Genomic DNA, 12,807 nt, shown 5'->3' on the forward strand with positions numbered 1-12,807 from the left:
GCGAGGAACTATGCAACCGGAACACTTTGATTTATCCAGCCCCGTCTTCCTGCCCGTGACGGATGAGACCTGCACGGCGCTGCTGGGCACGGACGGTGCCACGGCCCTTGCCGGCCTGACGGACCCGGAGTTGGCCGCCGTGCTGGTCATCCAGAACCTGGCCCAGACCGCAGAAAAAGACCTGACCTGCACGGGCGCCGAGCGCATCCTGACCAAGCTGATCGACTGGGCGGTGGACACGCAGGCAGAAGGCACCGCGAGATTACTGTCCGAAGCCCAGCGGCTGTTCGATCCGCGCAAACTGTACTTTGGCTTCAATGCGCTCAAAACGGTCAACCTGCGGCTGCTGTCGGCTGAGGAAGTCGCGGCACGGGATTACCTGCTGCCTTCAGGCAAATGGGATATCGGCTACAAGGTCCGCCACCTGCGCAGCAATGACCCGTTCAGCCAGCAGATGATCACGCCCCGGCACCGCGAACGCTGGCTCAGCCCGGCCCAGGACAAGCTGGTGCGCACCTTTCGCGCCAACCTGAACGAAGACCTGCATGTGCAAGGCTATGCGGGCATCGGCAAGAGCCACTTGCTCGGCGCGTTGATGGAGTGCCTGCGGCCCGCTCAGACCCTCGTACTGGCGCGCACGGGGGCAAAGTTGGCGACGCTTCGCGAGCGTATGGGGTTGGCGCGTGACAGCAAGGCCGGCTCGACGTTTGCCGCCTTCGCCAAGGCCCTGTTGCAGGGGCCACGGCCCTCCGCGCAGATTTCGCCGGTGAGGTTGCCCGGCAAGCACGATGTGTCCCAGGCCCTCAATATCCATGGCTGGCGGGGGCACGATGGTGCGGCGACACTCGATATCTGTCTGAAGGTGCTCGAAAGCTACTGCCACTCCAACCATCACAGCCTGTCGGCGAGGCACTTGCCGCATTTCAAGCAACCGCTGTCCAGCGTCGACGCCCAAGCGTTGCTGGAGTATGCCAGCCGCGTGTGGACCTACCTGGAAGCCAACCCGCAATGGGCCAACCAGACCGGCTTCGCGGCGCTGTGGCTGATCAAGCGTGCGAGCCTCGAAGGGTGCGTGGTGCCGCCCCGGTACACCCATGTACTGATCGACGAAAGCCAAGACATCCCGCCGTCGTTGCTGCAAATTATCGAGCGCGGCCGCCAGGTGCTGATCACCCTCGGCGATGAATACCAATTGGCCAGCGGTGTGATGGTCCGGAGAAAGCGTGAGGTCCGGCACACTGACATCAGTTACTCCGTCCGCTCAGGCCGCAACGTCGAGCGTCTGGTCAATCCGTTGATCAGCGTGCACTCGCAGAAGGGCAAGACGCCCTTTGAAGGCGCCCGGGATGCCGATGTCGGCATCGAGCATTACCCCCAAGGCTTTGTGCCGCCGGAAGGCTGCGTGGTGCTGACCGCCTCCCATTGGGACACCATGAAATGGGCGATTCAGTTGCAGCAGGCCAACTGCCCCTTTGGTCTCCTCGACAACGCCGCGCAGCAGGACCTTGAGCGCTTCATGATCAGCGCCGTCGCCTTGTTCAAGCCGGAGTTCTACAGCAACGAGCACAACGACAACGGCCCGCATGCGTATTTCAGCGACATGGACGACTGGCAGCAGGTGCGCGATGCCGGCCAGTTCGATGAATCGTTCCTGTGGGTCGAGAGTGAATTGGAAAAAGGCTTCAACGTCGCCGACATTACCCGTTTGAACCGGTTGAGCGGCGTCCCCGGCAAGCGCTGCCTGCTGATGCTCGCGGAAGAGGCGGGCGGCATGGAGTTCGACCGCGTATTGCTCACGCCTGAGCTGCTCACCAACGTTAAGTTCAAGGATGCCTACGCGTTCGATCAGCGACTGTGCGCGGTGTACATCGCCATTTCCAGGGCTCGCGCGCAGCTGTACCTGCCTTACGACGTGGTCGAGTGGATTGATTTCCACACGTATCAGAAAACCCGAGAGTTTCACGGTTACTGATCAAATATATTCGGCTGTTTCACAACTTTTACCGGTCGCTCTGGACAACCCCAAACCTCCTTGTTAGTTTCCGCCAGCCACTTGTTTCAGAGTATGACAAGGTGGTGGAGTTGATATTGAAGTGCCACTACTTCTTTAACTAACAAGGATGTCTGTGATGAAAAGCCTGCAAGGGTTGCCCCGTCTTATCAGTGCTTCGGTGGGCGCCCCCGGTAAAGCCCGTAACTTGCCCGCCGATGTGCAGTGCATCCAGTATCTATTCAATTTGATCATTCCCAAGCTGGGGTTTCCGCTGGCCGAAAACGGCAAGTGCGACGGCCAGTTGGTGCAGTGCATCAGCCAGTACCAGTTTCGCCACCTCAAATATGCCCACCCCGATGGCGTGATCGACCCTACCGGTAAAACCTTTAACAGTTTGATCGAAGAGGCGGTCAAGGTGCCGGTGAAGGCCTTCCCGACCCTGCGTATTCCGAGCTTTCTGAATACGTTCGGCAATAACCAGGGGGATGCGGTGCAAGCCACGGTCAATGTGTACCTGGACCGCATGCGCGCGGTGATCGAGGCCGAGCGGCGTAACCGCCAATTGATGCTCCAGGCCACGTGCGACGGGGGCATGACGCTGAGCGAGAGCGACTTTCAGAACGCCGCCACGCAGTTGGGCAGCGGCATTTCGGTGAATATCATCAAGGCTTTCGCCACGGTGGAGTCCGGCGGGCGTTCGGGGTTCGGGCCGGCCAAGTTGCCGGTGATCGCGTTTGAAGGGCACCTGTTTCAGCGGTACACCAAGCACATCTACGACCAGGCGCACCCGCTGCTGTCCTACACGTATAAGAAAAAGGCCGGGCCCCAGTGGCAGATTAACAACAAGGACCAGACCAAGGCCTGGGAAACCATGGCCACCGCCTTTGCCCTGGATCAGGAAGCGGCCTTGATGTCGGCGTCGTGGGGCATGTTTCAGATCATGGGGTTCAACTTTGCATCCTGTGGTTACAAGACCGTGTTTGAGTTTTCTGCGGCATTAAAAGTGAATGCGGGCAACCAACTAAAGGCGTTTCTCGGGTTTTGCAGTAAGAGCCCGGCGTTGATGAAGGCCATGAAGACTAAAGATTTTACCGGCATGGCGCGTAACTATAACGGCGAGGACTACGGCAACTACGACGTCCTGATGCAAAAAGCCTACGAGAAACTTGAAGGGAAAAAATAAGATGATCCGTTTTCTAGCACTGGGTGTGTTGTCGTTGTGCGCCGTAGCCCCTGCCTTTGCCGGTTCGCCCGCGTTGCATTCAGGCAAATACGAAGGGCTGATGCTCGCGGTGACGCCTGAGCACCAGGTCGAAGGCTACTACTCGGAACAGATGGGCGAAGGCGTGACGCGCGGCTGCACGTTTTACTTGCAAGGCCAGCCCGCCGCGCTGACCACTTGGCTCGACGAGTCTTACCCCGGCAGCGTGGCAGCGTCGTCTGACGGCGTGACCCTCACCGTGGCAGAAGGCCGCCAGCATCCGGGTTGCCTCAATGTGCTGATGCCGGAGATTGCCACTGGCCTGGACCTGACCCAGACCGCCAGCAAAAAATGGATCGGCTTGGTGAAGGTGTCCGCCGACAAGGCTTACCTGCTGAAAAACCCAAGTGCCAAGGCGGCGAAACGGCCGTACATCGTCAAGAATGACGTGGTCGGTGTGCTGGCTTTCAAGGATGGCTGGGCCCAGGTCGAATTCATCAATGCGGATGATCGCTCGTTTACGGGGTGGATCAGCCAGGATCAGTACGCGCGGTTGGCGGCCCCCAAAGGCTGATCTCGACAACGATAAGCGTCTAAATCTGGACGCGGGCGTGTTGTGGGGGATGGGGCTTTTTGGGGTGAGCGGGGCTTGACCCCCTGCGGGTTCACTGTCGATCTGATGGGGCTGCTTCGCAGCCCGGCGCGGGGCAAGCCCGCTCACTACAAAAAACCGTACATCACAAAGAGCCCCATTTACCCCAACAAGCCCACAGCCTCATTTTGGATTTTCATCCGCCAAAGGTTTCACGCAACAAGTCGGCAAACGCATCCCGCGCCACGTGCCGCTGGGTGTCCTTGTGCCAGAACAGCAGGTTGTCCACTGCCTGCAGTTCCTCAAAGCGGTACGACGCCAGCTGATTGGCCTGCTCATAGCGGGCCAGGATGCCTTCCGGCGCCAGCGCCACGCCAATCCCGGCACTCACGCAACCGATGATCGTGCCCCAGCTGGCATAGCTGGCAATCGCCGGTTTGAAGGCGTGGGGCTTGACCCAGTTCTCCAGCGCCGCCCGATAAGGGCAGCCCGGTGGCCACACCAGCAAGGTGCGGCCAGCCAGGTCTTCGGCGCTGTGGATCGGGTCGCTGGAGGCGCTGGCGATCAGCACCAGGCGTTCGCTGTAGACCACGCTGTGTTCGAGCTTCGCGCGTTTGTTGCCGGCGGCCACCAGCGCCACGTCCAGGCGGTGGTGTTGCAGGTCGTCGAGCAGCTCGCCCCAGGCACCGGTCACCAGTTCCAGGCTGACGTCCGGGTAGCGCCGGTGATACTCGGCCAGCAGGGGCGGCAGACGCCCGCTGGCGCTGGACTCCACGGCGCCGATACGCAGGGTGCCACGGGGAATGGCGTTGGCGTCCACGGCGCGTTTGGACTCGTCCACCAAGGCCAGGATGCGTTCGCAATACTCCAGGAAGATCTCACCGGCAGCACTGATCACCAGCCCACGCCCGGCGCGAATAAACAGTGGCGTGCCCAACTCGCTTTCCAACTGCTTGATGCGCGTGGTGATGTTGGACGGCACGCAATGCAATTGCACGGCGGCCTGGGCCACGCTGCCGGTTCGCGCCACGGCTCGCACCATGTTCAGTTGGGCCAGTTCCATTGCTCAGTTCCCGTGATTTCAGAAGTCAGAAACGGTTAATTGTCCTACGCCTTGCCTGGGCCAAGACTGACGGCATTCCTTCTCAGTTTTCGGATGGCCGTCAATGAATACCCCGTCACCCCTGAAGCTTACGCTAGTCATCGCCAGCGTCATCCTCTGTTGGGCCTATTCACCGATTGGCGTGCATATGGGCCTGCACAGCTACAGCCCTGGCCGGCTCGCGCTGCTGCGGTTCTTGATTGCGTCAGTGTTCATGGCGGGCGTAGCGCTGGTGCTGGGCATCGGTCGACCCCGCGTGCGGGATCTGCCGTGGCTGCTGGTGTTGAGTTTTTTCGGCGTGTTCCTGCACCACACCAGCCTCAATTACGGGCAGCAATTCGTGACCGCTGCGGCGTCGAGCGTGCTGGCGCAATCGGCGCCGCTGTTCAGTGTATTGCTCGCGTTTTTCTGCTTGAAGGAACGGGTCAGCCTCTGGCGCTGGAGCTGCGTGTTGCTGGGCTTGCTCGGCGTGCTGGTGGTGATCTGGGGCGATCACGGTGTGGGCGATATCGACCCGCGCGGCTTGCTGATCCTGCTCGCGGCCGTGTCGTGGAGCTTGTACTTCGCCATCCAGAAACACTATGCGCACCGCTACAGCCCGCTGACGATGGCGTGCTACATGGTGTGGGCGGGCACCTTGATGCTCTGCGTGAATCTGCCAGGTCTGCCCTCGGCGGTGATGAAGGCGCCGTTGCCGGAAAACCTCGCGGTACTGGTCCTCGGGATTTTTCCCAGCGCCTTGGCGTACCTGGCCTGGGGGTATGTGTTGAAACATGTCGAGGTCAGCCGCGCCTCAGTGGCGATGTACCTGATCCCGCCGGTGGCGATGACGATGGCGGCAACGCTGCTGGGCGAGCACATTGCCCTGCAAGTGGTGCTGGGCGGCGTGATCGTGTTGGCCAGCGTGGCCGCCATCAGCCTGGAAGGGCGTTGGCGGTCAATCGTGCAGGCAGAACGCGCGCAGCCGGTGACCATCGAGGTCCTGGGCGACGAAGGTGTAGCCGAAGTCCAGGGCGGTCGGTGACTGGATGATCGTCGCACCGCGCTCGACCCACAGGGCGTGCAAGGCATCCACGGCGGCCTTGTCGGCCAGGGACACGCCCACTTCACCGCCACCGCCCGTGAGCTGGGCCGCCGGCTGTACGGTATGGCGCGACCACAGCCCCAGTTTTACCCCATTGTCGAGAATGAACAGGGCGAAGGTCGGGTTGAGCTCCACCGGTGGCTTGTCCAGCAGACGGCTATAGAAGTTGGCGCTGGTGGCCGGGCTGTCGACGTACAGCAGGAAATAGTGGGCGATGGTGTTCATGCGGGCTCCTTGGACATGCGTGTTTGGGGAGCCGAGTCTATAAGGCGGTGCTGTCAGTTCCTGTCAGGAGTCTCACCGGTGTAGAGCTGGATGAGTTGATCGATCTCGCCCGACAGCTTCATCCGCAATAAGGTGCGCAGGATCTGCTGCACCGGCACATCCGGGTCGTTGCGTACGGCGCAGCCCAGGTGCTGTTCATCCATCACCGCCACCTTGTGCAGCCGTTTGCCGACCGGCATCCGCTGGTTGAAACGGTCGAGTATCCATTCATTGGCCACGGCGAACTTGAAGCGCCCGGCCACCAGTTTGTGCAGCACTTGCTCCTCGCTGCGCGCATCGTCGCGGCTGAGCTGGCCACTGGCAAACAGCGGGTCGAGGGTGGCGTAGCGGTAATTGAGCACCGTGCCGATGGCTTGCGGCGCGAGTGTGCTGACGTGTACCGGCTGCGCGGGGATGTGGGTGCTGACCAGCAGGTTGCGCTGCACCATCAGCGGGACGCTCCAGCTGTAGTCGCCGGACAGGTTGTCGACCCAGGCCTGGGTGACATAACAGCGCACATCAATGTCGCCATGCTCCATGGCGCCGGAGATGCGCGCCCGCGCCAGCACGTGGAATTCGGCCGGTCGGCCAACTTGGGTGGCCAGGCTCAACATCAGGTCATACAAAATACCCTGGGTCGGCCGGCCGTCCTCCAACTGCACCACGGGCATGGCCCAGCTGTCGGAGACCGAGAAGCGCAAGGGGGCGGGGGCTGCAAGGCAAGCCGAGGTGATCATCCATAAAGCGCCCAGGACTCCGCGCATACACTCTCCGGGTTCAGGCCTTTTTGGGGCCAATCAGGCAAGCTTAGTCAGATTAGGCGAGCGTGCCGGATGCAATTTCCCCCTTGCTCCGCTAGCATTACCGGCTTCCGCTTCCCAGTTGCGACGGTTTTCGATGAGTTATCAGGTTCTTGCACGTAAATGGCGTCCGCGCTCGTTCCGCGAAATGGTCGGCCAGACCCATGTGCTCAAGGCTCTGATCAATGCCTTGGACAGCCAACGGCTGCACCACGCCTACCTGTTCACCGGTACTCGGGGGGTGGGCAAGACCACCATTGCGCGCATCATCGCCAAATGCCTGAACTGTGAAACCGGTATCACTTCGACGCCCTGCGGCACGTGCTCGGTGTGCAAGGAAATCGACGAAGGGCGTTTCGTCGACCTGATCGAGATCGACGCCGCGAGCCGCACCAAGGTCGAAGACACCCGCGAACTGCTCGACAACGTGCAGTACGCGCCAAGCCGCGGCCGCTTCAAGGTCTACCTGATCGACGAAGTGCACATGCTCTCCAGCCACTCCTTCAACGCCTTGTTGAAAACCCTGGAAGAGCCGCCGCCCTACGTCAAATTCATCCTGGCCACCACCGACCCGCAGAAACTTCCTGCAACGATTCTGTCGCGGTGCCTGCAGTTCTCCCTGAAAAACATGACCCCTGAGCGGGTGGTCGAGCATTTGACCCACGTGCTGGGCGTCGAGAACGTACCGTTCGAAGACGATGCCCTGTGGCTGCTCGGCCGCGCCGCCGATGGTTCGATGCGTGACGCCATGAGCCTCACCGACCAGGCCATTGCCTTTGGTGAGGGCAAGGTCATGGCCGCCGACGTGCGCGCCATGCTCGGTACCCTGGACCACGGCCAGGTATTCGACGTGCTGCACGCGCTGATCGAAGGCGACGCCAAGGCCTTGCTCGAGGCCGTGCGCCACTTGTCGGAGCAAGGCCCCGACTGGAATGGCGTGCTCTCGGAAATCCTTAATGTGCTGCACCGCGTTGCCATCGCCCAGGCGCTGCCTGAGGGTGTCGACAACGGCCATGGCGACCGCGACCGCGTGTTGGCCCTGGCCCAGGCGTTGCCGGCCGAAGACGTGCAGTTCTACTACCAGATGGGCCTGATCGGTCGCCGCGACCTGCCCCTGGCCCCCGATCCGAGGGGCGGCTTTGAAATGGTGCTGCTGCGGATGCTGGCCTTCCGGCCCGCCGACTCGGCAGACGCGCCGAGACAGCCGCTAAAGCCAGTGGGGATCAGCCAGGCCACAGTTGATTCCGCCAAACCAGTGGCTGGCGCGGCGGTGGTTGCGCCAGTGGTTGTTGCACCCGCGCCGGTTGCTTCGGTGCCTGAACCTGAACCTGAACCAGTGTCTGCTGCGCCGGCGGTTGAGCCGGAACCGGTCAGCGCGCCTGAGCCGGTCGTCGACCTGCCTTGGAATGACCCGGTGGAGGCTGACGCCGACGTCGAGCGGGTGCCTGCCGTAGAGCCCGTGCTGGAAACCATCGGCGAGCAGCCCGAGCTGACGCCGATGCCCACGCCGACCCCGGACAGCGTGGTGCCGGATGCCCCCGAGTGGGTGTCCGCGCCGGTCCCCGAGCCTACCGTGGCCCAGGTGGAAGCTGCCACGCCGGGCATCGACCTCGACGACGAACCGCCGCTGGACGAGGACTACATCGAGCCGGACATGGATTCGGCCTACAGCTACCTGGACGACCTGGCCAGCGAACACACCGCCGAGCCGGCCCCCGAGCCCGAGGCGGAACCCGCTGCGGCCCCGGCCACCGGCCTGGCCCTGCAATGGCTGGAGCTGTTCCCGAAACTGCCGATTTCCGGTATGACCGGCAGCATTGCCGCCAACTGCACACTGATCTCCATTGAGGGCGACCACTGGCTGTTGCACCTGGACCCGGCCCACAGCGCCCTGTTCAACGCGACCCAGCAACGCCGCCTCAACGATGCACTGAACCAGTATCATGAGCGCCCGCTGACCATCACCATCGAGCTGATCAAGCCCGAGCAGGAAACCCCGGCCCAGGCCGCGACCCGCCGGCGTATCAACCGCCAGCGCGAGGCCGAGGATTCGATCCAGGGTGATCCACTCATCCAGCAAATGATGCAACAGTTCGGTGCGGTCGTCCGTCACGATACTATTGAACCCGTCGAAGCCCCGGTGCCTCAGGCGTCATAACACCGGGCTACTAATTGATCCACGTACTTTGAGGTGATTCCCATGATGAAAGGTGGCATGGCCGGCCTGATGAAGCAGGCGCAGCAGATGCAGGAAAAGATGGCCAAGATGCAGGAAGAACTGGCCAACGCCGAAGTCACCGGTAAAGCCGGTGGCGATATGGTCAGTGTGGTGATGACCGGTCGTCACGACATCAAGCGCGTGAGCATCGACCCAAGCGTCCTGCCGGGCGTTGGCGAAGATGACCTGGAAATGCTCGAGGCGCTGTTCGCCGCGGCCGTTAACGACGCCGTGCGCAAGATCGAAGCCAACAGCCAGGAAAAAATGGGCGGCGTGACCGCCGGCATGCAACTGCCACCGGGCATGAAGCTGCCGTTCTGATCGATGTGTTTTAGCTACACTCCACTGCCAGGCCACGTGCCTGGCATTTTTTTGTGTGCCAATTGGATCGAACCCTGGTACGCCACGCAGGGTCTGCACCCTATACCGATACATTCGATAAAGGAGCCCCTTCATGCCTCAAGAACCGATCCTGAACCAGCGCATTGTCCTGGTCTCACGCCCTCAAGGCGCACCGACCCCGGAAAATTTCCGCCTGGAGCGTGTGAATCTGCCTGACTTGGCTGACGGCCAAGTCCTGCTGAAAACCCTGTACCTGTCCCTCGACCCCTACATGCGCGGACGTATGAGCGATGCACCGTCCTACGCCGCTCCGGTGGAAATCGACGAAGTGATGACCGGTGGGGCTGTCAGCCGTATCGAACAGTCGCGTAACCCGAAATTCGAAGTGGGCGACCTGGTCGTCGGCGCTACCGGCTGGCAGAGCCATAGCATTTCCGATGGTCGCAACCTGATCCCGGTGCCTAGCGGCCTGGCGAGCCCGTCCATGGCCTTGGGTGTGCTGGGCATGCCGGGTATGACCGCCTACATGGGCCTGATGGACATCGGGCAGCCCAAGGCGGGCGAAACCCTGGTGGTCGCCGCAGCGTCCGGCGCGGTGGGCTCGGTGGTGGGGCAGGTGGCCAAGCTCAAAGGCTTGCGTGTCGTGGGCATCGCAGGGGGCGCCGACAAATGCCGCTACGTGGTGGACGAATTGGGCTTTGATGCCTGCGTCGACCACAAGAGTGCGAATTTTGCTGATGACTTGGCCCAAGCGTGTTTCAACGGTGTGGACATCTATTTTGAAAACGTCGGCGGCAAGGTCTTTGATGCCGTGATGCCGCTGCTTAACCCCAAGGCGCGCATTCCGTTGTGCGGCCTGATCGCCGGCTACAACGCCCACGAGGCGCCCAGCGGTCCTGACCGGTTGCCGGCACTGCAGCGTACGTTGCTGACCAAGCGTGTGCGCATCCAGGGCTTTATCGTGTTCGATGACTACGGTGATCGCCAGCCGGAATTCCTCAGCGCCATGGCGCCTTGGGTGCGCGATGGCAAGATTAAATTCCGCGAGGACGTGGTCGACGGCCTGGAGCAGGCACCCGAGGCCTTTATCGGTTTGCTGGAAGGGCGCAACTTCGGCAAGTTGGTGGTACGCGTCGCGCAGGATTGAGGATTTGACGCTAATCCGGGGCGCGGGTATAAACCGCGTCTCGTTGTTTTGTCGGACCATTGCCCATGAGCTTCAGCCCCCTGATTCGCCAACTGATCGACGCCCTGCGCACATTGCCGGGTGTCGGCCAGAAAACCGCCCAGCGTATGGCGCTGCAATTGCTCGAGCGTGATCGCAGCGGCGGCACCCGGTTGGCCCAGGCCCTGAGCCAGGCCATGACCGGCGTGGGCCACTGCCGCCAGTGCCGCACCCTCACCGAGGAAGAGCTCTGCCCGCAATGCGCCGACCCGCGCCGCGACGACACACTGCTGTGCGTCGTGGAAGGGCCGATGGATGTCTACGCGGTAGAGCAGACCGGCTATCGTGGGCGCTACTTTGTGCTCAAGGGCCACCTGTCGCCGCTGGACGGCCTTGGCCCGGAAGCCATCGGCATTCCGCAACTGGTGGCGCGCATCGAAGAGCAGGGCACCTTTACCGAAGTGATCCTGGCCACCAACCCGACGGTGGAAGGTGAGGCGACCGCGCATTACATCGCCCAATTGCTGACCAACAAAGGCCTGATCACCTCGCGCATCGCCCACGGCGTGCCGCTGGGTGGCGAGTTGGAGTTGGTGGATGGTGGGACGCTGGCGCATTCCTTCGCCGGGCGTAAACCGATCGCCCTCTAAAGACCACCTCAATACAAATGTGGGAGCTGGCTTGCTGTGGTGAGCGGGCTTGCCCTGCGCTGGGCGGCGAAGCAGCCCCATTAGATTTGCTGGGAGACTGGCTCCTTCACCACAGCAAGCCCCTTTCCATATTGGGTTTGTGCCATTAGCAATAGCTGAGTACGGCTTGATAACCAAGCAAGCGCTTGGTAATTTCCCTCCATCCCCCCGTGGAGTTTGCCGATGTCTGCCTACCTGGACTACTTCGACCCCAACCACCAATTGGTCCGCGACAGCGTGCGTCGCTTTGTCGAGCGTGAGCTGTTGCCCGGCATCGAGCAGTGGGAGGAGGCGGAAAGCTTTCCCCGCGAGCTGTACCTCAAGGCCGGCGCGGCGGGGATTCTCGGCATCGGTTATCCCGAAGCCCTGGGGGGTAGCCATGAAGGCGATCTGTTCGCCAAGGTGGCCGCCAGCGAGGAGTTGATGCGCTGCGGCTCTGGCGGTGTCGTGGCGGGGCTGGGGTCGTTGGATATCGGCCTGCCGCCCGTCGTCAAATGGGCCCGGCCCGAGGTGCGCGAACGGGTGGCGCCGCAGGTGCTGTCGGGTGAAAAGATCATCGCCCTGGCGGTCACCGAACCGGGCGGCGGTTCCGATGTGGCCAGCCTGCAGACCCGCGCCATTCGCGACGGTGACGATTACCGCGTCAGCGGCAGCAAGACCTTCATCACCAGCGGCATCCGCGCCGATTTCTACACCGTGGCCGTGCGCACCGGCGGGCCTGGCTTTGCCGGTATCAGCCTGCTGCTGATCGAAAAAGACACCCCCGGTTTCAGCGTCGGCCAGCCGCTGAAGAAAATGGGCTGGTGGGCGTCGGACACGGCTGAATTATTCTTCGACGATTGCCGCGTGCCCGTAGGCAACCTGATCGGCGCCGAGAACATGGGCTTTGCCTGCATCATGGGCAACTTCCAGAGCGAACGCCTGGCCCTGGCACTGATGGCCAACATGACCGCGCAGATGGCCTTGGAGGAAAGCCTCAAATGGGCGGCCCAGCGCGAAGCGTTCGGCAGGCCTATCGGTAAATTCCAAGTGCTCAAGCATCGCCTGGCAGAGATGGCCACTGCCGTGGAAGTCTCCCGCGAATTCACCTACCGCCAGGCGGCAAAAATGGCCGCAGGTATCAGCGTGATCAAGGAGATTTCGATGGCCAAGAACCTGGCCACCGACACCGCCGACCGCGTCACCTACGACGCGGTGCAGATCCTCGGTGGCCAGGGGTATATGCGCGGCAGCCTGGTGGAGCGGCTGTACCGTGACAACCGCATCCTGTCCATCGGTGGCGGTACGCGTGAAGTGATGAATGAGATCATCAGCAAGCAGATGGGGTTGTGATGTGCTGTGCTGCGGATGGCCTCAT

Annotated in this window: 12 protein-coding genes; 9 read left to right on the top strand and 3 right to left on the bottom strand. The window is 62.0% G+C overall.

Going from position 1 to position 12,807, the window contains the following annotated elements:
* Nucleotides 1-10 precede the first annotated feature (10 nt).
* The 3 genes from AC3ZU9_RS07430 to AC3ZU9_RS07440 all read left to right on the top strand — a co-directional run bounded on the left by AC3ZU9_RS07430 (nucleotide 11) and on the right by AC3ZU9_RS07440 (nucleotide 3,768).
* Nucleotides 11-1,972 (top strand): hypothetical protein, encoded by a 1,962-nt coding sequence (locus AC3ZU9_RS07430; RefSeq protein WP_490090502.1) that lies wholly within the window; start codon nucleotides 11-13, stop codon nucleotides 1,970-1,972.
* A 157-nt stretch (nucleotides 1,973-2,129) separates the two neighbouring features.
* Complete coding sequence (locus AC3ZU9_RS07435) at nucleotides 2,130-3,176, top strand: N-acetylmuramidase family protein (RefSeq protein WP_015885320.1); 1,047 nt, start codon at nucleotides 2,130-2,132, stop codon at nucleotides 3,174-3,176.
* Nucleotide 3,177: 1 nt separating this feature from the next.
* Nucleotides 3,178-3,768, top strand: coding sequence for a hypothetical protein (locus AC3ZU9_RS07440; protein WP_046036427.1), 591 nt, complete (start codon nucleotides 3,178-3,180; stop codon nucleotides 3,766-3,768).
* A gap of 214 nt (nucleotides 3,769-3,982) precedes the next feature.
* On the opposite strand, the gene AC3ZU9_RS07445 is transcribed toward AC3ZU9_RS07440, so the two are convergent.
* On the bottom strand, nucleotides 3,983-4,849 hold the full coding sequence (locus tag AC3ZU9_RS07445) for a LysR family transcriptional regulator (RefSeq protein WP_490090503.1): 867 nt from the start codon (nucleotides 4,847-4,849) through the stop codon (nucleotides 3,983-3,985).
* A 103-nt stretch (nucleotides 4,850-4,952) separates the two neighbouring features.
* Between AC3ZU9_RS07445 and AC3ZU9_RS07450 the strand changes: the two genes are divergently transcribed.
* Entirely contained in the window at nucleotides 4,953-5,912 is a 960-nt protein-coding gene (locus AC3ZU9_RS07450) for a DMT family transporter (RefSeq protein WP_490090504.1), read from the top strand.
* Here the strand turns inward: AC3ZU9_RS07450 and AC3ZU9_RS07455 are convergent.
* Complete coding sequence (locus AC3ZU9_RS07455) at nucleotides 5,826-6,197, bottom strand: VOC family protein (protein ID WP_093543461.1); 372 nt, start codon at nucleotides 6,195-6,197, stop codon at nucleotides 5,826-5,828. The genes AC3ZU9_RS07450 and AC3ZU9_RS07455 overlap by 87 nt on opposite strands.
* 53 nt (nucleotides 6,198-6,250) lie before the next feature.
* Nucleotides 6,251-7,000: a substrate-binding periplasmic protein gene (locus tag AC3ZU9_RS07460; protein WP_102062033.1), complete on the bottom strand. Its 750-nt coding sequence runs from the start codon at nucleotides 6,998-7,000 to the stop codon at nucleotides 6,251-6,253.
* Nucleotides 7,001-7,133: 133 nt separating this feature from the next.
* Between AC3ZU9_RS07460 and dnaX the strand changes: the two genes are divergently transcribed.
* The 5 genes from dnaX (at nucleotide 7,134) to AC3ZU9_RS07485 (ending at nucleotide 12,782) form a co-directional block, all read left to right on the top strand.
* Nucleotides 7,134-9,194: a DNA polymerase III subunit gamma/tau gene (dnaX, locus tag AC3ZU9_RS07465; protein WP_102062032.1), complete on the top strand. Its 2,061-nt coding sequence runs from the start codon at nucleotides 7,134-7,136 to the stop codon at nucleotides 9,192-9,194.
* A gap of 42 nt (nucleotides 9,195-9,236) precedes the next feature.
* Complete coding sequence (locus AC3ZU9_RS07470; protein WP_003175481.1) at nucleotides 9,237-9,575, top strand: YbaB/EbfC family nucleoid-associated protein; 339 nt, start codon at nucleotides 9,237-9,239, stop codon at nucleotides 9,573-9,575.
* Nucleotides 9,576-9,708: 133 nt separating this feature from the next.
* On the top strand, nucleotides 9,709-10,743 hold the full coding sequence (locus tag AC3ZU9_RS07475; protein WP_046036433.1) for an NADP-dependent oxidoreductase: 1,035 nt from the start codon (nucleotides 9,709-9,711) through the stop codon (nucleotides 10,741-10,743).
* Between the two features lie 65 nt (nucleotides 10,744-10,808).
* Complete coding sequence (gene recR / locus AC3ZU9_RS07480; protein ID WP_015885312.1) at nucleotides 10,809-11,411, top strand: recombination mediator RecR; 603 nt, start codon at nucleotides 10,809-10,811, stop codon at nucleotides 11,409-11,411.
* Nucleotides 11,412-11,633: 222 nt separating this feature from the next.
* Entirely contained in the window at nucleotides 11,634-12,782 is a 1,149-nt protein-coding gene (locus AC3ZU9_RS07485) for an acyl-CoA dehydrogenase family protein (protein ID WP_490090505.1), read from the top strand.
* Nucleotides 12,783-12,807 lie beyond the last annotated feature (25 nt).

It is taken from the genome of Pseudomonas sp. A39 (assembly GCF_058145955.1).

Excerpts from the sequence above, each read along its gene's own strand:
- AC3ZU9_RS07485 (WP_490090505.1), top strand. The coding sequence starts at position 11,634 with ATGTCTGCCTACCTGGACTACTTCGACCCCAACCACCAATTGGTCCGC.
- AC3ZU9_RS07450 (WP_490090504.1), top strand. The coding sequence starts at position 4,953 with ATGAATACCCCGTCACCCCTGAAGCTTACGCTAGTCATCGCCAGCGTC.
- AC3ZU9_RS07460 (WP_102062033.1), bottom strand. The coding sequence starts at position 7,000 with ATGCGCGGAGTCCTGGGCGCTTTATGGATGATCACCTCGGCTTGCCTT.
- AC3ZU9_RS07430 (WP_490090502.1), top strand. The coding sequence starts at position 11 with ATGCAACCGGAACACTTTGATTTATCCAGCCCCGTCTTCCTGCCCGTG.
- AC3ZU9_RS07435 (WP_015885320.1), top strand. The coding sequence starts at position 2,130 with ATGAAAAGCCTGCAAGGGTTGCCCCGTCTTATCAGTGCTTCGGTGGGC.
- AC3ZU9_RS07475 (WP_046036433.1), top strand. The coding sequence starts at position 9,709 with ATGCCTCAAGAACCGATCCTGAACCAGCGCATTGTCCTGGTCTCACGC.
- dnaX (WP_102062032.1), top strand. The coding sequence starts at position 7,134 with ATGAGTTATCAGGTTCTTGCACGTAAATGGCGTCCGCGCTCGTTCCGC.
- AC3ZU9_RS07445 (WP_490090503.1), bottom strand. The coding sequence starts at position 4,849 with ATGGAACTGGCCCAACTGAACATGGTGCGAGCCGTGGCGCGAACCGGC.
- recR (WP_015885312.1), top strand. The coding sequence starts at position 10,809 with ATGAGCTTCAGCCCCCTGATTCGCCAACTGATCGACGCCCTGCGCACA.
- AC3ZU9_RS07440 (WP_046036427.1), top strand. The coding sequence starts at position 3,178 with ATGATCCGTTTTCTAGCACTGGGTGTGTTGTCGTTGTGCGCCGTAGCC.
- AC3ZU9_RS07470 (WP_003175481.1), top strand. The coding sequence starts at position 9,237 with ATGATGAAAGGTGGCATGGCCGGCCTGATGAAGCAGGCGCAGCAGATG.
- AC3ZU9_RS07455 (WP_093543461.1), bottom strand. The coding sequence starts at position 6,197 with ATGAACACCATCGCCCACTATTTCCTGCTGTACGTCGACAGCCCGGCC.